Annotated in this window: 15 protein-coding genes; 6 read left to right on the top strand and 9 right to left on the bottom strand. The window is 73.6% G+C overall.

Annotated elements, in window-relative coordinates:
* Position 1: 1 nt before the first annotated feature.
* Positions 2 to 1,591 carry a sulfatase family protein gene (locus tag ACYVID_RS10705; RefSeq protein WP_460736838.1) on the bottom strand — a complete coding sequence of 530 codons (1,590 nt, stop codon included), beginning with the start codon at positions 1,589 to 1,591 and terminating at the stop codon, positions 2 to 4.
* 255 nt (positions 1,592 to 1,846) lie between these two features.
* Between ACYVID_RS10705 and ACYVID_RS10700 the strand changes: the two genes are divergently transcribed.
* Complete coding sequence (locus ACYVID_RS10700) at positions 1,847 to 4,036, top strand: HelD family protein (RefSeq protein WP_460736836.1); 2,190 nt, start codon at positions 1,847 to 1,849, stop codon at positions 4,034 to 4,036.
* Positions 4,037 to 4,193: 157 nt separating this feature from the next.
* Here ACYVID_RS10700 and ACYVID_RS10695 read toward each other — a convergent pair whose 3' ends face one another.
* From ACYVID_RS10695 to ACYVID_RS10685, 3 genes are all read right to left on the bottom strand, one after another.
* A complete protein-coding gene (locus ACYVID_RS10695; protein ID WP_460736834.1) occupies positions 4,194 to 4,643 on the bottom strand; it encodes a hypothetical protein in 450 nt (149 codons plus the stop codon).
* 45 nt (positions 4,644 to 4,688) lie between these two features.
* Positions 4,689 to 7,379, bottom strand: coding sequence for a helix-turn-helix transcriptional regulator (locus tag ACYVID_RS10690; protein ID WP_460736832.1), 2,691 nt, complete (start codon positions 7,377 to 7,379; stop codon positions 4,689 to 4,691).
* A gap of 125 nt (positions 7,380 to 7,504) precedes the next feature.
* Complete coding sequence (locus ACYVID_RS10685) at positions 7,505 to 8,632, bottom strand: hypothetical protein (protein WP_460736830.1); 1,128 nt, start codon at positions 8,630 to 8,632, stop codon at positions 7,505 to 7,507.
* A gap of 165 nt (positions 8,633 to 8,797) precedes the next feature.
* Here ACYVID_RS10685 and ACYVID_RS10680 point away from each other — a divergent pair, with 165 nt between their 5' ends.
* The 4 genes from ACYVID_RS10680 to zwf are packed head-to-tail and all read left to right on the top strand — an operon-like array spanning position 8,798 to position 14,367.
* Positions 8,798 to 10,732 carry an anthranilate synthase family protein gene (locus tag ACYVID_RS10680; protein ID WP_460736828.1) on the top strand — a complete coding sequence of 645 codons (1,935 nt, stop codon included), beginning with the start codon at positions 8,798 to 8,800 and terminating at the stop codon, positions 10,730 to 10,732.
* Between the two features lie 11 nt (positions 10,733 to 10,743).
* Positions 10,744 to 11,307 carry an anthranilate synthase component II gene (locus ACYVID_RS10675; protein ID WP_460736826.1) on the top strand — a complete coding sequence of 188 codons (564 nt, stop codon included), beginning with the start codon at positions 10,744 to 10,746 and terminating at the stop codon, positions 11,305 to 11,307.
* A complete protein-coding gene (locus tag ACYVID_RS10670) occupies positions 11,304 to 12,821 on the top strand; it encodes an anthranilate synthase component I family protein (RefSeq protein ID WP_460736824.1) in 1,518 nt (505 codons plus the stop codon). The genes ACYVID_RS10675 and ACYVID_RS10670 overlap by 4 nt, the downstream gene beginning before the upstream one ends.
* A gap of 37 nt (positions 12,822 to 12,858) precedes the next feature.
* Positions 12,859 to 14,367 carry a glucose-6-phosphate dehydrogenase gene (gene zwf, locus ACYVID_RS10665; protein WP_460736822.1) on the top strand — a complete coding sequence of 503 codons (1,509 nt, stop codon included), beginning with the start codon at positions 12,859 to 12,861 and terminating at the stop codon, positions 14,365 to 14,367.
* Positions 14,368 to 14,377: 10 nt separating this feature from the next.
* Here zwf and ACYVID_RS10660 read toward each other — a convergent pair whose 3' ends face one another.
* From ACYVID_RS10660 to ACYVID_RS10640, 5 genes are all read right to left on the bottom strand, one after another.
* Positions 14,378 to 14,740, bottom strand: a complete 363-nt coding sequence (locus ACYVID_RS10660) for a rhodanese-like domain-containing protein (protein ID WP_460736820.1) — start codon at positions 14,738 to 14,740, stop codon at positions 14,378 to 14,380.
* 34 nt (positions 14,741 to 14,774) lie between these two features.
* A complete protein-coding gene (locus tag ACYVID_RS10655; RefSeq protein WP_460736818.1) occupies positions 14,775 to 15,626 on the bottom strand; it encodes an acyl-CoA thioesterase domain-containing protein in 852 nt (283 codons plus the stop codon).
* A gap of 85 nt (positions 15,627 to 15,711) precedes the next feature.
* A complete protein-coding gene (locus tag ACYVID_RS10650; RefSeq protein ID WP_460736816.1) occupies positions 15,712 to 16,605 on the bottom strand; it encodes a sulfotransferase family protein in 894 nt (297 codons plus the stop codon).
* 11 nt (positions 16,606 to 16,616) lie between these two features.
* Positions 16,617 to 18,023 (bottom strand): sensor histidine kinase, encoded by a 1,407-nt coding sequence (locus tag ACYVID_RS10645; protein ID WP_460736814.1) that lies wholly within the window; start codon positions 18,021 to 18,023, stop codon positions 16,617 to 16,619.
* Positions 18,020 to 18,736 carry a response regulator transcription factor gene (locus ACYVID_RS10640; RefSeq protein ID WP_460736812.1) on the bottom strand — a complete coding sequence of 239 codons (717 nt, stop codon included), beginning with the start codon at positions 18,734 to 18,736 and terminating at the stop codon, positions 18,020 to 18,022. Before ACYVID_RS10640 ends, ACYVID_RS10645 begins: the two co-directional genes overlap by 4 nt.
* 156 nt (positions 18,737 to 18,892) lie before the next feature.
* On the opposite strand from ACYVID_RS10640, the gene ACYVID_RS10635 reads away from it, so the two are divergent.
* On the top strand, positions 18,893 to 21,289 hold the full coding sequence (locus ACYVID_RS10635) for a PQQ-dependent sugar dehydrogenase (RefSeq protein ID WP_460736810.1): 2,397 nt from the start codon (positions 18,893 to 18,895) through the stop codon (positions 21,287 to 21,289).

Here is a 21,289-nt window from a genome sequence, read left to right as displayed (position 1 = left end):
CTCAGCCCGCGGGGTGCGGCAGCGGGCCGAAGGTGCGGTTGCAGTCGGCGGGTCCCGCGCAGTCCTGCAGCAGCCGGGTGCGACGCGCCAGCTCGGCCCGCAGCGGGGCGTACTCGGGCTCGTCGGCGACCGAGCGCACCTGGTAGGGGTCGCGCTCGCGGTCGTAGAGCTCCACGAACCCGTCGTGGTAGCGGACGTAGGTGTAGCGGGCCGTCCGGACGCCGCGGTAGAGCCAGCCCCGCGGGCCCGTCTCGGGCTTGTAGGCCCCGCCCTGGATCAGGACGCCGCCCGGGTGCAGGGGCTCCTCGGTCTCCCCGCGCCAGGTCGGCAGCAGCGAGACCCCGTCGAGGACCCGGTCGGTCTGCGCGTCGGCGATGTCGAGGAAGGTCGGGGCCAGGTCGACGATCGTGGCGATGGAGTCGGTCGTGGCTCCCCCGGGGACGCCCGGCCCGCGCACCAGCATCGGGGTGCGGAGGTTCTCCTCGTAGGGCAGCGTCTTGCCGAACCAGCGGTGCTCGCCGAGCTGGTAGCCGTTGTCGGTCACGAAGACGATGTAGGTGTTGTCCAGCTCCCCGTCGAGCTCCAGCTGCGCGACCAGGCGGGCCAGGGCGTCGTCGACCGAGGCCAGCGCGGCGCCACGGGCCTGCTGCAGCCGCACGACCTTCTCGCTGCTCGTCATCCGCTGCTTGCGGACCAGGCCCTGCTTGTCGGAGACGTCGCGCTCGTTGAACGACGGCTTCGCGACGACCTCCCGGGCCATCTGCTGGGCCAGCACCTCGTGGGGCGCGCGCCCGGCCAGCCGGGACAGCGCGCGGTAGCCCGGCGACATCTTCGGCGGGCCGTTCTTGCACGACGGGTCGTCGCAGCCCTCCCGTCCCTTCGACGGGTGCGGCGCGAAGTGGCTGACCCACATGAAGAACGGTGCGTCGTAGCCGCTCAGCTGGTGGGCGTACTCGACGGCCTTCTGCGACAGGTAGTCGGTGTAGTAGCCGGGCACGCGCTCGACCGTGCCGTTGTCGTACTGCACGAACTTGTAGTAGTCGGCGTACCCGTGGCTGGTGGCGTTGAAGAGCGTCCAGCCGGGGTCGCGGCCGTAGTCGAGGCTGTAGCCGTTGAGCATCTTGCCGAGGAAGGCGGTGTTGTAGCCCGCGGCCGACAGGTCGGTCCCGATGGTCGAGGAGTTGTCGAAGGAGGCGTAACCGCCCTGCGGCGGGAAGTTCGTGCGGACGCCGTTGTTCTGCGCGAGCTGGCCGGTCATGATCTCGGCGCGCGCCGGGCAGCACAGCGGGTGCGGGGTGATCGCCTCGGTGAAGGTCAGGCCCTGCTCGCCGAGCAGCTCGTTGGTCTTGGGCAGGAAGACCATCTCGTCGAGGCGCTGGTCGTCGGTCGAGAACAGGACGATGTTGGGGCGCTCGTCGGCGGGGGCGCGGACCGGGGCCTGCGCGGTGGCGCTCACGGCCAGCGGCTCGCCGGCCGGTGCCGGATGGCTCATCGTCGAGGCGGCCAGGGCGAGGGTCGTCACGATCGCCAGCAGCACGGCGACGGCCGGCACCGAGCGGTGCAGCCGCGGCGGCGACAGGGACGGGCTCACGGGGCGCGAGCGTACCGACGCCACCCCTGGACCGCCGCTTCGGCGACGGGGGCCGGACCCGGCGCCGAGCGGGCTGTGCGGCCTGTCGCGCCCGGCGTGAGCAGCCCCACAGCACTCGCCGCGACGGCCGTGGGAATCGGTGCGGACCGCCGGCGGCGTACGGGTAAAGTCGGGTGCTTGCCCCGGCTCAGGCCGGGGCCGGTCGTCCGCCGGTGCCACCGGCGGACCTGGGCTGTCGACAAGGGAGCGGACGCGGTGAGCGAGGACCTCGCAGCAACGGAGATCGCGCGGGAGCAGGAGTACGTCGACGCGGTGTACGTGCAGCTCGGCGCCTCCGCGGAGGCGGCGCAGCGCCTGGCCCGCGAGGGCCACGACCGCGCCCGGCTCGGGCACGAGGGCGGGCTGGTCGAGCGCGACGCGATGGTCTTCCAGGCCGCCAAGCGGATCGCCCAGCTCGACGCCGCCCACGAGGGCCTGGTCTTCGGCCGCCTCGACCTGACTCCCGACCTCGACCCCGAGCCGAGGTACGTCGGGCGGATCGGCCTGCGCAACGCCGAGCGCGACAGCCTCCTCATCGACTGGCGCGCCCCGGCCGCCGCGGTGTTCTACCAGGCCACGGCGGCCGAGCCGCACGGCGTCGTACGCCGTCGGGTGCTGCGCTGCACCGGCCCGCGCGTCGTCGGGGTCGAGGACGAGCTGCTGGACGCCGAGGCGCTCGAGACCCACGGGCTCGACCTGCCCGTCGTCGGCGAGGGCGCGCTGATGGCGCAGCTCTCCCGGGCGCGTGACCGCACGATGCACTCGATCGTCGCCACCATCCAGGCCGAGCAGGACAAGGCCATCCGCGCACCCGCCAAGGGCGTCGTGACGATCTCCGGCGGCCCGGGGGTCGGCAAGACCGTCGTGGCGCTGCACCGCGCGGCGTACCTGCTCTACAACGACCGCCGGCGCTACGAGTCCGGCGGCGTCCTCGTGGTCGGTCCCAGCGGGGTCTTCATGCGCTACATCGAGCGCGTGCTCCCCTCCCTGGGCGAGACCGCCGTGGCCCTGCGCTCGCTCGGCGAGGTCGTCGACGGGGTCCGCGCGACCCGGCAGGACGAGCCGGCGGTCGCCGACGTGAAGGGCTCGGCGCGGATGGCCGAGGTGCTGCGCCGCGCCGCCCGCCAGCAGGCGCCCGGGAGCCCGACCTCCTTCCGGCTCTTCTGGTACGACGACGTGCTGACCCTCGACCGCGGCAACCTCGGCAAGGTGCGGCGCTCGCTGATGTCCCAGGGCCGCCGCAACCGCCAGCTGCCGCGGGTGCCCCAGGCGCTGCTCGACGTGCTCTGGCGCCAGGTGCGCAGCGAGCGCGGGCGCGAGCGTGGTCGGGAGAAGTTCAACGACGACCTGCTCGGCGACACCCGGTTCCTGCAGTTCGTCGCCGACTGGTGGCCGCCGCTGGAGGCCCGCGAGGTGCTGGAGTGGCTGCGCGACGCCGAGCTGCTCGCCCGGGTCGCCGAGGGGCTGCTCTCCGCCGAGGAGCAGCGGCTCCTGGTCAAGTCGTGGTCCGGCGCCCCCGACCTCTCGGTCCAGGACGTCCCGCTCCTCGACGAGCTGCGGTACGCCGTCGGCGACGTGCCCCAGCGCACCGACGACGAGACCTCGCTGGACGACACGGGGCTGCTCGAGGGCGGACACAGCGTGGCGGAGCTGATGACCGCGGCCGACCGCGAGTTCGCGACGGGCCGCGCGTGGCAGCCGCCGACCCACCGGATCGAGGACGACCCCTACGCCCACGTCCTCGTCGACGAGGCCCAGGACCTCACGCCCATGCAGTGGCGGATGGTCGGGCGCCGCGGGCGGACCGCGACCTGGACGATCGTCGGCGACCCCGCCCAGTCCTCCTGGCCGGTGCCGGCCGAGTCCGCGGCCGCCCGGGCCGAGGCGCTCGAGGGCAAGCCGGTCCACGAGTTCCACCTCTCGACCAACTACCGCAACTCCTCGGAGATCTACGCCTTCGCGGCCGCCTACGCCCAGCGCGTCGGCCTCGACGCCGACCTCCCGACGGCGGTCCGGTCCACCGGCGTCGAGCCGGTCGAGGTCGTCGACGCCCCCGACCTGGAGGCCGCCGTGCGCGCCGCGGTCGGTGACGTGGTCGAGAAGGTCGCCGGCACCGTCGGCATCGTCGTGCCCTCGGCCCGCCGCTCCGAGGTCAACGCCTGGCTGGCCTCCTGGCCCGAGCACGCGGAGCACGCCTCGGGTGCCCGTGCCGCGGTGGACTCCTCGGTCAGCCCGTCCGGGGACGACCGGGTCGTCGTGCTCACCGGCCTGGACACCAAGGGCCTGGAGTTCGACGCGATCGTGGTCGTGCGGCCCCAGGAGATCGAGGACGAGTCGCAGACGGGCCGGGCCACGCTCTACGTCGTGCTCACCCGCGCCACCCAGCTGCTCACGACCGTCTCCTGACCCGGCGGCGTCGCACGCTGCGCCCGGGTCGAGGCCTGGGTCGAGGCCCGGGTCGAGGCCTGGTGACGCGCTCCTCCGCGTCCTGGGGCCTCGACCCGCACCTCGACCCGCACCTCGACCCCGGGGTCCGGGGTCGCGGGGCTACCCGGCGATCTGCTCAGAACTCCGAGCAGTCGACCTCCTCGCCGTCGTACCGCAGCACGACCTGGGGGTCGTCGGCGAGAGCACTGGCCGCGCCGAGCACGATCTGGCACTTGCTGAGCGCGCCGGAGGGGTCGCCCTCGACGTCGACGTACAGCACGTCTCCGTCGACCTCGTAGCCCACCGCACCCTCGACGACGGAGGTCACGGAGTCGCCCACGGCGTCCAGGACGCTGTCGGTGGACATGTTGTCGAGGTCCTCGAGGGCGGCGTCGATCTCCTCCTCGCCCGTCTCCAGGGCACCCTCGGCCGCCTCGGAGGCGGAGTCCAGGGCCTCGGAGGCGGAGTCGAGGGCGTCCGCGGCGTCGGAGGCGTCGTCTCCACAGGCGGAGGCGGTGAGCAGGAGCAGGGGGAGGGCGGCAGCGGCCGCGAGCGCGCGGCGGGTGCGGAGGGGGGAGGGAGTCATGGGCCCATCGTGGCGAAGCCGCCCGAGGGTGGGTATCGGCAAGAACTACTCAACAGGGGCAGCCGCGCGCTCGGGCTCGACGCCCGCGCGGGCCGCGGGTACGCCGTCCGCGTCCTCGCCTGGGTGGGGCGTGCCGGCGACGGTGCCACCGAGCGCGGCGAGGGCGTCCGGCAGGTCGTCGCGTCCGGTGACGCCCAGCTTGCGGTAGACCCGCGCCAGGTGGTTGTCGACGGTGCGCACCGAGAGCCGGCAGCGGTCGGCGATCTCCTTGCTGCGCAGGCGCGCGGCCGCGAGCCGGGCGACCTCGAGCTCGCGCGGTGACAGCAGTGCCGGCTGGCCGCTGGGCGGCCACGGGACGGCGCCGTGGTCGGCGAGGAGGGTGAGCTGGCGCAGGTGCGCCTTGCGCGCGGCCTCGGCCCGCCCAGCCCGCTCCAGCAGGGCTCGGGCGGTCGCGAGCGAGGACGCGGCGCGCCCGTGCAGGCCCATCCGTGCCAGGTCCTCGGCAACCTCGCCGAGGGCGACCGGGTCCTCCTCGGCGACGGCCCGGGTCCGCCGGACCAGCACCGGGCCGAGGGCGGCGTCGGGGTGGACGTGCTCGGCGATCAGCGCACCCCGGTCCCCGGCGCTCGCGGGGTGCACGAGCACAGCCTCGTCGAGAGACATGAGTCCGAGGTGCCGGTGGGACTGCTCGACCGCGAGCAGCCCGGCTGCTGCCAGCTCCTCGCCCGCGGCGGCGTCGTCGCCGCGCAGCAGGTGCCGCTGCGCACGCACCCGGGCCAGGTGCAGCTCGACCTTCACGTCGCTCGCCTGCTCGGGGGTCAGCTCGGCGGCCAGCCGGTCGGCGGTCTTCTGGTCGCCCTGGCGCGCGGCGACGGCGGCCCGGAGGGCGGTGGCCGCGGCGCCCAGCCCGGTGAAGTCGCGCCACGCGAGGTGCCGCACCGCGCGGTCGGCCAGCGCCCGGGCATCGGCGATCCGGCCCGCGTGCAGGGCCAGCTCGGCCGTGGCGTACTCCCACATGCCCAGGCACGGGTCCGCCTCGGTCGCGGCTCGGCGCCGGTGCGCGTGCGCGACCTCCTCGGCCTCCGCGAGCCGGCCGTCGAAGGCATCGGCGAGGTAGTGCGAGAGCCGCAGCAGGTCGCCGACGTACGCCGGCACCGCGTCGGTACGCCGCAGGGCGCCCGTCCCGCGGACGACCAGCTCGCGGGCGACCGCGGGGGAGCCGTCGAGCGAGGCGATCATCGCCCCGATGACCGCGTCGTTGACCTCGGCCACCGCGGCGGCGTCGCGCCCGACCGGACTGGCGTCCCGGCCCGCGAGTGCGCCGGGGTCCTCCTCCAGCGGCATCCCGGCCATGAGCCGCCACTTGACCAGGTCGCCGTGGAGCACCCGTCGCAGTCCCTCGTCGACGACCCGCGTGGCCAGCGCCGAGACCCGCTCGACGGCCTCGGCGGGCCGCTGGGCCCGGACCGCGAGGAGCAGGCCCAGCTCCTGGCCCGCACGGGTGAGCAGCGGGTCGTCGGCGTCCGCGGCCTCGGTGGCCGCCACGAGGTGGGAGTCGGCCTCGTCGAGGTGACCCTCGGCGGAGAGGGCACTGCCCAGCAGCAGCCGCAGCTCGGCGACGTGCGCGTGGTCGGGCTCGACCCGGCGAAGCAGGTCCAGGGCCAGCGCGGTCGCCCCGCGAGCGACCTCGCGGGCGGCGGTCCCGAGCACGCGCTCCAGCGGGACCTGGCCGTCGAGTCGCGACCGCAGGTGCACCTCGACGTCCTGCCAGCCCTCGCGTCCGGTCGCGGCCGCGACGCCGCGGGTCAGCGCCTCGGCGGTGCGGGTCGGGTCGGCGCCGTCGCGGAGCACGCCTCGCGCCAGACCGTCGACGAGCTCGACGGCGCCCGGGGCGGGCTGCTCGGAGCCGGTGAGCATGCCGTGGTGCAGCAGCCAGTCGGTCGGTACGCCGGGCAGTGCGGCCAGCGGCAGCGGCCCAGTGATGGCGAGCAGCTCGACGACCTCGCGGGCCGCCGGATCGAGGTGCGCCAGCCGCTGGTCGACCAGCTCGCTGAGGCGCGGGGTCACCCGCAGGCGCCCCAGCGAGGCGCCGGCCGGGCCGCTGGTGGTGGTGCCCGCCGCCCCGGCGAGCAGCTCGCGCACCACGAGCGGGTTGCCGCCGGCGTACCGCAGCAGGAGCGCGGCCGACGGCGCGGACAGCTCGTCGCCGAGGCGCTCGGCGGCCATCGCGAGCACCGCGTCGTCGGAGAGCGGGCCGAGGTGCTCGGCGCCCCAGCCGCCCCGCGCGCCCAGGTCGTCCTTGATGGCCCGGGGGACCATCTCCAGGCTCGGGACGGTCGCGACCACCGCGACCCCGGCCCGAGCGAGCTGGGCGAGGAGCACCTGGGAGGCGCGGGTGAGCAGGTGCAGGTCGTCGACCAGGACCGTCACCCCGGCCGCGCGCACCTGCGCGGGCAGCCGCGTGTAGACGTCGAGCGTGGCCGGTCCGCCCTCGACTGAGAGCCCGACGGCGAAGCGCGCCAGCAGGGGGGCGAAGGCCACCAGGGGTAAGCCGGCCTCACCGTCGGCGCCTCGCACCAGGCAGTGCTCGGTGCCGCTCTCGGTGAGCTGCCCGGCGAGCGCCTCGAGCAGCTGCGAGCGGCCGGCGCCGGGCGGCCCCACGACGAGCACGGCCCGGCGCTCCAGCACGTGGGCACGCAGGCGCTGGAGCTCCTCCGCGCGCCCCGTCGTGCTCATGGGGCCGAAAGTAGCCCGTCGGGGTGAAGTCATGGGCGGTTCCGGCGTGATGAGCCAGTGGGCGGACCGGGTCGTCCGGTCCGCCCACCGAGGACGAGGGTGCCCGCCGTGCCGGCGGGCCTGCCTCAGGAGACCTTGAAGCCGGACGCTGCGGTGCGCCCGCTGTCGGCGCCCTTGGCGGTGATCTTCCACGAGCCCTTCGCCGCCTTCTTGAGCTTCACGGCCTTGCTGATGGTGCCGTCGGGGCCGGCGGTGACGCTGGAGCCGAAGGCCTTCTTGGTGCCCCTCGGGGCCGGACCCTTCTTCTTCAGCTTGAGCGTGACCTTCTCGCCGGGCTTGAACTGGGAGCCGCTGACGGCCAGCTTCTTGCCCGCCCTGACCGCCTTGGTGACCACGAGCTGCGCCTTCTTGGCGACGATGGTGATGAACGCCGTCGCGGTCTCGCCCTGGTAGGTCGCCCGCACCTCCTGCTGACCCGGGGGCGCGAACTCGGGGATGACCAGCTCGCCGTCGAAGAAGCCGATCTCGTCGACCTGGAAGGCGTTGGCCGCCTCGCCGCCGACGGTCGGGGTCAGCGTCCCGGCCTGGGCGAGGAAGTCGCGACCGTCGATGCCGACGGACTGGCCCTGGGTGGCCTGGAGGGAGTCCAGGGTGATCTGCGCCGGGGCGTTGGGGTCGAAGACGCCCACCGTCACCAGCGAGGTGGGGTTGGCGACCCGGTCGCAGGAGTAGCGGTAGTTCTTCCCGGTGTCACCCGCGGTGCCCAGGATGTCGACGGTGACCTTCTTGAGGAAGAAGGAGTAGCGGCCGGACTCGCCGTACTCCACGTTGTCGACGTCGTACTCGCCGAGCGCCAGCGGCTGGCCGGCGTCGAAGTCGCCGAGGACGGAGGTCGGCGCCGAGAACTGCAGGCTCCCGCCGCGGCTGTCCTCGAACTCCACGAAGATGTCCAGGCTGGTGTCGGTGAGGTCCTCCGGGAAGGTGCCTGCGGGCACGCTCCCCAGCTGGAAGCCGACGGTCTGGCTGCTGAAGACCGGCACCGGGCTCGGGTGGTCGACGGTGATCGGCAGCGACCAGGTGCCGTTCTGCGTCACGGGGTCGTTCTCGGCGAGCGGGTTGAGGATCACGTCGCAGTCGTTGAACGAGACGGTGCCCGAGCCGACGACGGCCTGCGAGGGCAGCGTGGCGAGGGCGGGCAGGACGAGACCGGCGCCGAGGGCGGCGAGGGCCGCGCGGGAGCGGAGGCGGGGCATGGGATCTCCAGGGGTCGGGGGATGAGGGAGTGGGGAGAAGGCAACCAGCGCGGCACCCGTCCGGCGATGAGTAGCGATTGCCTAGCCCGACCTGACCAGGGGATGTCCGTCCACGGCCGACAACCGGGAGGCGGAGGGGAGGGGTCGACTCCTAGGCTGCTCCCCATGACGACCCGCCCCGATGCCCGAGCCGCGATCGACGCGCTGCAGCGGCACGAGGCCTGGGCGCTGATCCGGCGCTCGACCCGCGTGGGCGGCAAGGACACGGTCGGCCTGGTCGGCGGGCGCCGCTGGGTCGCGGAGTCGATCACCGACGTACCCCTCGAGACCGGTGCGCCGGAGCCCGGCCGCACCTGCGACCGATTGCTCGCCGTGCCGTTCCGCCAGGTCGCCGAGCGCGGCTTCGAGGCCCACGACGACGGCACACCGTTGGTGGTCGTGGACGTCGAGGAGGAGCACGAGCTCTCCGTCGCCGAGGTGCTCGACGCGATCCCCGACACCGGCGTCGAGCTGTCCGACCGCGGCGGCTTCGACATCGACGACGACGCCTACGCCAAGGTCGTCGAGGCGATCATCGAGGACGAGATCGGCCAGGGCGAGGGCGCCAACCTCGTGGTCGGGCGGCGCTACCGCGCCGTCGTCGCCGACTGGGACGCCACCAAGGCGCTGGCTGTCTTCCGCCGCCTGCTCGAGCGCGAGCACGGCGCCTACTGGACCTTCCTCTTCTTCACCGGCGACCGCTACCTCGTCGGCGCCAGCCCCGAGCGGCACGTCAGCGTGCACGGCGGCGAGGTGCGGATGAACCCCATCTCCGGCACCTTCCGGCTGCCCCGCACCGACCACGTCACCGCCCCCGACGGCGCACCCGCGCCCGACCTCAAGCGCGACCTGCTGGAGTTCCTCGCCGACGAGAAGGAGATCTACGAGCTCTTCATGGTCGTCGACGAGGAGCTGAAGATGATGTGCGACATCTGCCACGAGGGCGGCCAGGTGCTCGGGCCGTTCCTCAAGCCGATGTCGCACCTCGTGCACACGGAGTACCTCCTGGCCGGCCGCACCCGCAGCGACGTCCGCGAGGTCCTGCGAGACACGATGTACGCCGCCACCGTCACCGGCTCCCCGGTCGAGAACGCCTGCCGGCTGATCAAGGAGTACGAGCCGCACGGCCGCGGCTACTACGGGGCCGCCCTGGCCGTGTTCGGTCGCGACCCCGAGGGCGAGCCGGTGCTGGACAGCCCGATCGTCATCCGCACCGCCGACGTCGACCTCGAGGGCAACCTGTCGGTCACGGCCGGTGCCACCCTCGTGCGCGACTCCGACCCGGCGTACGAGGTGGCCGAGACCCACGCCAAGGCCGGCGGCATCCTCTCGGCCTTCGGCCTCGTGCCCACCCCGCCCGCACGGCGCGAGGAGGTGCTGGAGCTGGTCAACGACGAGGACGTGCTCGTCGCGCTCAACAGCCGCAACCGGCGGCTCTCGTCGTTCTGGTTGACCGACCAGGGCGACAGCGAGCCCGACCCGCGGCTGGCGGGGAGGTCGGTCGTCATCCTCGACGGCGAGGACGACTTCGTGAACATGCTGCGCCACGTCCTCGGCGTGCTCGGCATGGAGAGCTCGGTCGTGCGGCACGAGGACTACACCGACGGCTGCCTCGAGGGCCACGACCTCGTCATCGTCGGCCCCGGCCCCGGTGACCCGCGCGACGACGCCGACCCCAAGATGGCCACGCTGCGCGCCGCCGTCGACTCGCTGCTGGAGCGGCAGCAGCCGTTCCTCGCGGTCTGCCTCGGCCACCAGGCGCTCTGCCACCGGCTCGGGATCCCCCTGGCCTACAAGGACATCGTCTTCCAGGGCACCCAGTCGGCGCTCTCGATCGAGGGCCGCACCGAGCGGGTCGGCTTCTACAACACCTTCGTCGGCCGGGTCGGGCCCGGCGTCGACCTGCCCGAGGGCGTCAGCGTGGACGCCGACCCGGAGACCGGCGACGTGCACGTGCTGCGCGGGCCGCACTTCACGGGCATCCAGTTCCACGCCGAGTCGATCCTCACCCAGCGCGGCGACGGCCTGCTCCACGAGGTCGTCGCCCGGCTCCTGGGCTGAGGACCGTCGTGGTGCCCGACGTGGTGGTCGTGGACCACCACGACTCCTACACCTGGTCGCTGGTGCACCTCGTCGCCTCCGTCACCGGTGTGCTCCCCACGCTGGTCCAGCACGACGAGACGACCGTCGAGCAGGTGCTCGCCCACAGCCACGTCGTGCTCTCGCCCGGTCCCGGTCACCCCGACGTCCCCGCCGACTTCGCCGTCGGCGGCGCGGTGCTCCGCGCGGCCACCCGGCCGGTGCTGGGCGTCTGCCTGGGCATGCAGGGCCTGGTGACGACGTACGGCGGGAGGGTCGAGCGCGCCGTACCGGCCCACGGTCGCGTGTCGACGGTGTCCCACACCGGCGTCGGCGTGCTCGCGGGGCTGCCGCAGGGCTTCCGCGCCGTGCGCTACCACTCGCTCGCCGCCACCGTCGTGCCGGACTGCCTCGAGGTCACCGCCACCGCCGACGACGACGGCGCGGTCATGGCCGTGCGCCACCGCGACCTGCCGCTGGAGGGCGTGCAGTTCCACCCCGAGTCGGTGCTCTCCGAGCACGGCCGGCAGCTCGTGGAGAGGTTCCTGGCCCGATGAGCACCGACCCGGCCTCGGACCTGACCCCGGACCTGACCCGGCACCCGGTCATCGCCGCGTGGCTCGCCTCGCCGTCGCCGCGGAAGTTCTGGCTCGACGGCGGCGGCGCGCGCGACTGGTCCGGCCAGCGCTCCATCCTCGGTGTCCTGGCCGACGACGACGTCTCCCTCACCTACTCCGCCGCCCGTCGCGAGGTCACCCGGCACGTCGGCGGCCGCGCCGAGGTGGTCGGTGACGACGTCTTCGCGGTGCTCGAGGCCGAGCTCGCCGCCGGCGGCCCGCGGGACCAGTGGTTCGGCTACCTCGGCTACGCCTGCCGTCCGGACCTGCCCGCGCGACCCTCCGCCGACGTCCCCGACGCGGTGCTGATGCGGCCCTCGCGGGTGCGGTTGGTGGAGCACGGGGTCGTGGGTGAGTCGGTCTCGGGTGGGTCGGTCTCAGGTGGGTCGGGGTCGGCCACCGCATCGGGGCCCTTCGGGCCCGCCCGGCGCGTCGGCCCGACCCCCTTCGTCGGAACCACCCGCCTCGTTCGTCCCTCACGAGGCGGGGGCCAGGCCCATCCACCCTCCTCCGGGGGCCGGGCCGACGCGCCGTCCGGGCCGGGGGGCCCCGATGCGGTGGCCGACCCCTCGGGTCCGTTCGTCGGTGCGGGTGGGCTGGTGGCTGGGGAGGGGCTCGTCGATGACGAGTACCGGGTCGCCTTCGAGCGGGTGCAGGAGCGGTTGCACGCCGGGGACAGCTACGAGGTGAACCTGACCCACCGGGTGCGGGTGGAGAGCGGGATGGAGCCGGCCGCGGCGTACCTGCGGTTGCGGGAGCTCAACCCGGCGCCGTACGCCGGGTTCCTCCAGCACGACGTGCCGGGGGCGCGGGCGTGGTTGCTGTCGAGCAGCCCGGAGCGGTTCGCGACGGTCTCGTCCGGTGTCGGTGACGGGGGTTCACGGCTGCTGGAGACCAAGCCGATCAAGGGGACGACACCGCGCAGTGACGATCCGGCAGTCGACGCGGCGCACCGGGAGCGGCTGGCGAGCGACCCGCGGTACCGAGCGGAGAACCTGATGATCGTGGACCTGCTGCGCCACGACGTGGCGTCGGTGTGCGAGGTGGGCAGCGTGGAGGTCCCGCAGCTGATGGAGGTGGAGTCCTACGAGACCGTGCACCAGCTGGTGTCGACGGTGCGGGGGCGGCTGCGGCCGGAGGTGTCGACGGTGGCGGCGCTGCGGGCGCTCTTCCCGGCGGGGTCGATGACCGGGGCGCCGAAGCTGCGGACGATGGAGGTCGTCGACGAGGTCGAGGCCAGCCCGCGGGGGGCGTACGCCGGTGCCTTCGGCTGGGTGTCCGGTGACGGGCGCGCGGACCTGGGGGTGGTCATCCGGTCGCTGGTGACGGCGGGCGACGGGCGGTGGACGGTGGGGACCGGGGGCGGCATCACGGTGCTCTCGGACGTGGCGGAGGAGCACGCGGAGGCCGCGCTGAAGGCGCGGCGGCTGCTGGAGGTCTTCACCCCCTCGTGAGGGGGATCGGATGCCGGCGGTGACTAGGGTCGGGGGCATGGCGACCCACGCACCCGACCAGCGCTCGATCGACGGCGCGATGGACCGCGAGGAGCAGAAGCCCACGGTGGTGGTGCTCTTCGGTGCGGTCGGCGACCTGTCCAAGCGCAAGCTCCTGCCGGGTCTGCTGCACCTCTTCCAGGCCGACCTGCTCAACGACGCCCGGATCGTCGGGACCTCGCTCGAGGAGGTCGACACCGAGGAGTTCCGGCGGATCGCGCGGCAGGCCGTCGACGAGCACGGCGACTCGTGCTCGGAGCAGGTGTGGGCGGAGTTCGTGGAGCTGCTGACCTACGTGCCCCAGAAGGCCGGGACCGAGGCGCTGGCCCAGGAGGTACGCCGGGTCGAGGAGCTGCTGCCGGGAGCGCCGCAGGACAAGCGGCGGCTGCACTACCTCTCGGTGCCGCCGCGAGCGGCGCTGGCGGTCGTCAAGCAGCTGCACGACGCCGACCTGGTCGAGCGGTCGCGGATCGTGATGGAGAAGCCGTTCGGCACCGACCTCGAGTCGGCGAAGGCGCTCAACGCGAGGGTGCACGAGGTCTTCGCCGAGGAGCAGGTCTTCCGCATCGACCACTTCCTGGGCAAGGAGGCCGCGCAGAACATCCTGGCCTTCCGCTTCGCCAACGGTCTGTTCGAGCCGATCTGGAACCGCAACTTCATCGACCACGTGCAGATCGACGTCCCCGAGACGCTGGGGCTCGAGGGGCGCACGGCCTTCTACGAGACGACCGGCGCCTACCGCGACATGGTCGTCACCCACCTCATGCAGGTGCTGGCGTTCGCCGCGATGGAGCCGCCGACCTCCCTGACGCCGGGCCCGATCAGCGACGAGAAGCTCAAGGTCTTCCGCTCGATGAAGCCGCTGGACCCCACCAAGGTCGTACGCGGGCAGTACCAGGGCTACCGCGGCAAGGAGGAGGTCGCCGACGAGTCCGACACCGAGACCTTCGTGGCGCTGCGGGTCGACATCGACAACTGGCGCTGGGCCGGCGTGCCGTTCTACCTGCGGACCGGCAAGAAGCTCGCCGAGGGCGCACGGATCATCTCGATCGCCTTCAAGGAGCCGCCGCTCAGCATGTTCCCCGAGGGCTCCAACGTCGGCACCCAGGGCCCGGACCACCTCACCTTCGACCTGGCCGACCAGTCGCGGATGTCGCTGTCGTTCTACGGCAAGCGACCCGGCCCGGGGATGAAGCTCGACAAGCTGTCGATGCAGTTCGCCACCCACGACACCCCGTCATCGGGCCAGGTGCTGGAGGCCTACGAGCGGCTGATCCACGACGCCATGCGCGGCGACCACACGCTCTTCACCACCGCCTCGGGCATCGAGGAGCTGTGGGCGAAGTCGATGCCCCTGCTGGAGAACCCGCCGCCGGTGCGGTCCTACCAGCCGGGCTCGTGGGGCCCCAACGCGATCCACCAGCTCATCGCGCCGCACGCCTGGCGGCTGCCCTTCGAGCGCGCCTGGCGCGAGTCGGACGGCGCGGGCAGAGAGGTGGGCGGCTGAGGAGTCGGGGTCAGGAGCCGGAGGGGTAGCCGGCGTCCTCCATGTCGCCCAGGCCACCGCCGTCGACCACGTCGGTGAAGCCGGCGTCGCGCATCCGGGCCACGGCGTCGGCCGAGCGGCTGCCGGAGCGGCAGTAGACGACGTACGACGCCTCGGGGTCCAGCTCGCCGAGCCGGTCGTCGAAGTCGGGGGCGGTGACGTCGATGTTCACCGCACCCTCGACGTGGCCATCGTCGAACTCGGCCGGGGTGCGCACGTCGATGATCGTGGCGCCGGAGTCGACCGCGGAGGAGATCGAGGCGCTGCCGTCGCCGCTCGAGCAGGCGGTGAGCGCGAGGAGCAGGGCGGCCAGCAGGGACACGAGACGGGTCATGCGCCGAGGATAGCAACAACCCCCCAAGGGGATATCAGACACCGGGCTCGGAGCGCGGGTCGTCCTCCCAGCGGCGACCGCCCATGTCGATGCCGCGGCGGGTGTTGGCCATCGAGGTCACGACCGTCGTGCCGAGCGGGCCGTGCCGGTCGAAGACCGTGCAGCTGCTCACCGCGACCCCGTCGACCTCGACCCGGTCCAGCGCCCGCAGGCCCACGGTCACGCCGATGGGCAGCCGGGCGAGGGTCAGGGTCACGTCGGCGTTGATGTGCTGCACCCCGGCGCTGCCCCAGTTGGAGGCCAGGCTGTTGCCGTCGGCGGAGGCAGCGACCGCCTGGAACGGCGTGACCTGCTCACCCAGGACGATGGCCGGTGCGGTGTTCCAGTAGGTCTTGCGCGAGCCGTCCTGGTGCTGGCGGAAGTCCTGGGACCACCCGGCGCTGCTGTGGATGAACGGCACGTGCGGCTGGTCGGTCACCGGGGCGACGTCCAACGGGGGTGCCTCGGGCCGGTCCGGGTTCGACCAGGTGTCGCCGGGGGCGTCCTCGGTCGGGCGCAGCCACAGGCTCGATGCCCGGGCGGTCGGCCCGCCCTCCTGGTGCAGGGTGACGTCGACGAGCGCCAGCCTCCGGCTCTCGCGCACCACCTGCGTGGTCGTCCACGCGGGCTGCATGCGCGTGGGGGCGAAGAGGTCGACGGTGACCCGGGTCGGCACCAGCTCGGGTCGGCGCCGGCGTACGACGGCCTCGGCCGCGCGCCCCAGCAGACCTGCCACCGCGACACCGTGGGCCTGGTCCTCGGACCAGCTGCTCATCGCCAGGTGCAGCGGCTCCACGGCGTCCGCCTGCGCGTGCTCGGGCAGGGGTGCGAAGAAGGCGAGGTCCACGGGGCGCACGCTACCCACCGCCGACCGCTCGACGGCGATGAGCTGACCGCTCGGCAGCAAGGAGCTGGCTGCTCGGCGCGGAAGGTCAGGCCAGGCCGGCCTTGCGGGCCAGGAGGTCGGCGAGCTCGGCGGGGTCGAGCTGGTCGGCGAGGATCCGGGAGGTCGCCCAGCCCGAGGTGTCCAGGCCGGAGAGCCGGGTGAAGACGTGGAGGTCGTCGGCGTAGGTGTCGGCCAGCAGCCGGAGGTCCTCGCCGGTGGGCGGGGCCGCGTCGAGCCTGCGCTCGTGGGAGTTGCGGGGGCGGGGGTCGATCTCGCGGCCGAAGCGGTGCAGCCCCAGGAAGTCGGTCATCGAGTCCAGCGCCGCCGCCGGGTCGGCCACGACGTCGTCGAAGCGCATCAGCAGCATCCGCTCGCGCGGCAGGTGCTCCATCGCCCGGCGCAGCTGGGCGCCGTAGAGGCCGCGCGAGACCACGGAGTACTGCCGCGCGTCGCGCTTGCTCCAGCCCTCCGGGACCTCGTGCACGCCGGGGGTGCGCATCCGGATCAGCTCGCCGAAGCCGGGGTACTCCCGTTTGGCGTCGAGCTTGTCGGTGAGCATCGTCCACTGCGAGAACGCCCGCTCGATCGGGTCGCGGAAGCACAGCACCAGCTGGACCTCGGGGCCCCCGGTGGCGGCCAGGTGGGCGTCGTAGGCCGCGATCCGCTCCATCGCCCCCGGCCAGAAGAAGTACGACGGGGTGGAGTCGATCGCGCGACGGGCGAGCCCGGCCTGGTCCTCCCGCGGGACGGTGCCGTAGGCGGAGTAGTCCGGCGCCGACCAGTCGAGGCTGTCGTCGTCGAAGAAGTGCCGCTCCTTGACCCCGTGCCGGGCCACGTGGCGGTGCCGCACGAGCAGGGCGTGGAGCGTGCCGGAGGCGCCCTTCTGGACCCCGCCCAGGATGATGCTCACGGGGAGGAAGGTGGGGTCGGCTGCGGTCACGGGGGGTGAGTCTAGGAGCCGACGTCCGCGAGGGAAGGGCTGCCGGGGAGCTCGAGCACGAGCCGGGCCCCGCCGTGGGGCGAGCGCTCGGCCCGCACGGAGCCGGCGTGCCGGGCGGCGGCCTGCGCGACGATCGAGAGCCCGAGGCCGGAGCCGGGCATCGCCCGGGACTCCTCGGAGCGGTAGAAGCGGTCGAAGACGTGCGGCAGGTCGTGCTCGGCGATGCCGGGGCCCTCGTCGTCGACGGTGAGGACGCCGCGGTCGAGGTGGACCCGCACGGTGCCGCCGGGTGGGCTCCACTTCGCCGCGTTGTCGAGCAGGTTGGTGACGGCGCGCTCCAGGGTGCCGGTCTCGCCCTGGACCACCCAGGGCGTCGTCTCGACGTCGAAGCGGAGGGACGGTGCCCGCCGGCGTACGCGCTCGACGGCGTGGTCGACGGCCTCGGCGAGCTCGACGGCCTCCACGACGGTGGGCAGCGGCTCGTCGCGGGCCAGCTCCACCAGGTCGCCCACCAGCTGGCTGAGCTCCTCGATCTGGGCGGCGACGTCGGCCAGCAGCTCGGCGCGCGCCTTGGCCGGGAGCGAGAGCCCGCCGGCGTCGGCCTGGCCGAGGAGCTCGATGTTGGTGCGCAGGGACGTGAGGGGCGTGCGCAGCTCGTGGCCGGCGTCGGCGACGAGCTGGCGCTGCCGGGCGCGGGAGAGGTCGAGGGCCAGCAGCATCTGGTTGAAGGCGGTGGCCAGGCGGGCGACCTCGTCGTCGCCCTCGACCTGGATCGGGGTCAGCTGTTCGGTGCGGGCGATCGTCTCCACCGCGCCGGTCAGCCGGCGCACCGGGCGCAGGCCGTTGCTGGCCACGGCCCAGCCGGCGATGCCGGCGGTGACCATGCCCGCGATGCCGAACAGGACGGTGACGAAGCCGAGCTTGCCGAGCACCCGCTCCTGCGGGGCCAGGGACTGGGCGAGCACCAGTGCCTGCCCCTGCCCGGCGGCGCCGGCCGGCACCGCCACGACCCGGAACCGCTCCTCCCCGGTGTCGACGGTGCGCAGGGAGAAGGGCTCCTGGCGCAGCGCCACGGCGAGCTCCTCCTCGCCGAGGGAGATCCGGGGGTCGCCGGCGCGGTCGGCGGAGAAGATCGGGGGATTCTCGTCGAGGTCGATGAAGGCGATCCGGATGTCGCCGGCACCCAGGGCCCACGGCGGGATGTCGGCGCGGACGCTGTTGGCCAGCGTGGTCTGGGTGGCGGCCTGCTGCGCGCGCTCGAGCAGCGAGGAGTCCAGCGAGCTGCCGAGCTGGACGCGCGTGGTGACGAAGGCACCGAGGGCCACGAAGGCGACGGAGAGACCCACTGCGATCGTCGTCAGGAGCGTGACCCGGCTGGCCAGCGAGCGGCGGTAGTGCCAGCGCTCGCGGCTCCTCATGACTCCTTGAGCACGTAGCCCACACCGCGCACGGTGTGCAGCAGCCGCGGCTCGCCCTCGGCCTCGGTCTTGCGACGCAGGTAGCCGACGTAGACCTCGAGGGAGTTGGCGGTCGTGGGGAAGTCGTAGCCCCACACCTCCTCGAGGATGAAGGAGCGCTCCAGCACCCGTCGCGGCCGACGCAGGAACATCTCCAGCAGCGCGAACTCCGTGCGGGTCAGCTCGATCAGCCGCTCGCCGCGGCGCACCTCGCGGGTCGCGGTGTCCATGGAGAGGTCGGCGAAGGAGAGCACCTCGTCGGCGTGGCCCTCGGCCGGGGTGACCCGGCGCAGCAGGGCACGCAGGCGGGCCAGCAGCTCGGCCAGCGCGAAGGGCTTGGTGAGGTAGTCGTCGGCCCCGGCGTCCAGGCCCTCGACCCGGTCGCCGACCGCGTCGCGCGCCGTGAGCACCAGGATGGGTACGTCGTTGCCGGCCGTCCGCAGGGCGCGGGTCGTCTCCAGGCCACCGAGCCGCGGCATCATCACGTCCATCACGACCACGTCGGGTCGCGCCGAGCCGATCGAGGCCAGGGCCTCGGCGCCGTCGTGGGCCAGCGACACGGCGTACCCGTTGAACTCCAGGCTGCGGCGCAGGGACTCGCGCACGGCCTTGTCGTCGTCGACGACCAGGACGCGGTGCTTCGCGTCGGTGCGGTCGGCGGCGGGTGCGGTCACGGTCCCACTGTGCCAGGCAGGGCTGAGCGCGGGCTGAGAGAGACCTCTAGACCGGGGTGTGGGGGGCGGGGTGGTGGGGTAGTGGGTGGCCTGGTCGGGGCTGCGGTTCGAGCAGCCCCCCAAGGCCTGGGGGGCCTCATGCGGACGAGTCGTGCCGTGCTGTCGGTGGTGTTGCTGTGCGCAGGGCTGGGCACGACCGTGCCCGCGAGCGCGCACGAGGGGCACGAGGGCCACGCCGGTGGTGAGCGGCCCGCCGCGGGTCCCGGTCTCTTCTCGACGACGGCGTCGGCGCCAGCCCGGGCGGCCGAGCCCGGTCTGCCCGACCGCTTCCGTGACGAGGTGGTCATCGGCGGCCTCACCGAGCCGACGTCGGTCTCCTTCGCACCCGACGGCACCGCTTTCGTGTCCCAGAAGTCCGGCGCCGTCCTCACCTACGACCGGCAGCCCGACGGCACGTACGCCGACCCGAGCCCGGGGCAGTTCGTCGACCTGCGCTCGCAGGTGCACAACTACTACGACCGCGGGCTGCTGAGCCTCGACGTCGACCCCGACTTCCCGCGCCGGCCCTACGTCTACGTCGTCTACGCCTGGGACGTCGACCCCCGCGACCCCGACCGGGTGCCGGGCTGGGGCGAGCCCGACGGCTACTACGACGAGTGTCCCGAGCCGACCGGCACCAGCCCGGACGAGCAGGCGGTCGGCTGCGTCGTGCAGGCGCGCGTCTCGCGCCTCACCGCGGTCCGGGGTCCCGACGGCTGGGTGATGGCGCCGGACGGTGAGCAGCCGCTGCTCGACGTCTACTGCCTGCAGTTCCCCTCGCACGCGGCAGGCTCGGTCCAGGTCGGACCCGACGGCGCGCTCTACGCCACGGTCGGCGAGGGCGCGTCGTTCGACTTCGCCGACTACGGCCAGGTCGGCAACCCGTGCGGGGACCCGCAGGACGAGGGCGGCGCGATGCGCAGCCAGGACCTGCTGACCACCGGCGACCCGGTCGGCCTCAACGGCTCGGTGGTCCGGATCGACCCCGACACCGGCGCCCCCGCGCCGGGCAACCCCGTGCACCCGCAGGGGGACGTCGCGTCGAGCGCGATCGCCATCGGCCTGCGCAACCCCTTCCGGTTCACCTTCCGCCCGGGCGCCGGCGACCGGCCCGAGCTGTGGGTCGGCGACGTCGGCGGCAACGGCTTCGAGGAGGTCGACCGGGTCGTCGACGCCTCCGCCGTCGGTGCCTCCGCGCGCAACTTCGGCTGGCCCTGCTTCGAGGGCCCCGGCCGCAACCCCGAGTTCCAGGCACTCGACCTGCCGGTCTGCGAGCGGCTCTACCGCGAGGGCGGGGTGGCGGCGCCGTACTTCGCCTACGAGACCCGCGGCGACAGCCTCTCCGACGACGAGGGCTGCGCGAGCGGCACCGCGTCGATCTCCGGGGTGCAGTTCCTCGGCGCGACCTACCCGTCGAGGTACGCCGGGGGGCTGGCCTTCAGCGACTTCTCCCGCCAGTGCGTCTTCGTGCTGCTGCCCGGTGCCGACGGGCTGCCCGACCCCGACCGGGTCGAGCCGCTCGTCACCGGCGCCCGGTCGCCTGTCGACCTCACCACCGGTCCCGACGGCGATCTCTACTACGTCTCCTACGGCACCGACGAGCGCGGCTTCCCGCTGCCCGGCAACGGGGCGATCCGCCGGGTGCACCACTACCCGGGCAACCTGCCGCCCACCGCGCGCCTCGAGGTCGAGGGCGAGCCCTACGGCGACGCCCCGCTCGAGGTGTCCCTCGACGCGTCCGGCAGCCGCGACGAGGGGTCCATGACCTACGCATGGGACCTCGACGGCGACGGGGTCTACGACGACGCCACCGGTCCGAGGGCCGGCCGCACCTACACCGACGGGGACACCAACGTGCTGGTCGGCGTGCGGGTCACCGACGAGGACGGCGCCACGAGCACCGCCCAGCAGTGGCTCTACCCGGGCAACACCCCGCCGACGCTGACCATCGAGAAGCCGACCGACACCACCACCTTCGCCGTCGGCGACCAGATCGACCTCGTGGCCAGCGGCAGCGACGCCGAGGACGGCAGCTACGCCTCGCGTGCGGACAAGTTCTCCTGGACCGTCTCGGTGCGGCACTGCCCGTCGGTGTGCCACACGCACCCGTTCACGACCTTCCAGTACCAAAACGTCGTCGAGGGCAGGTTCTTCGCACCCGACCACGAGTACAAGTCGACCATCCTGCTCACCGCGTCGGTCATCGACGACCGCAACATGACGGTCTTCGAGTCCATCGAGCTCCAGCCGCGGCCCAGCGAGGTGACGCTCTCGAGCAAGCCCCGCGGGGCCAGGCTCAAGGCCACCGGCCACGTCGGCGAGGGCACCTACACCTACATCGAGAACAGCCGGCTCACGGTCTCCGCCCCCAAGCGGCAGAAGATCCGCGGCAAGGTCTGGCTCTTCGAGCGGTGGAGCGACGGCGGGGCGCGCACGCACGAGGTGGTCGCGGCGCAGGGTGGCGTCGACCTGCGCGCGGTCTACCGCGCGAAGAAGGGCAAGCGCAAGCGGTAG

Source organism: Nocardioides ginkgobilobae (assembly GCF_054781275.1).
The sequence above is the reverse complement of the archived record's forward strand: the minus strand, read 5'-3'. Positions and strand labels throughout refer to the sequence as shown.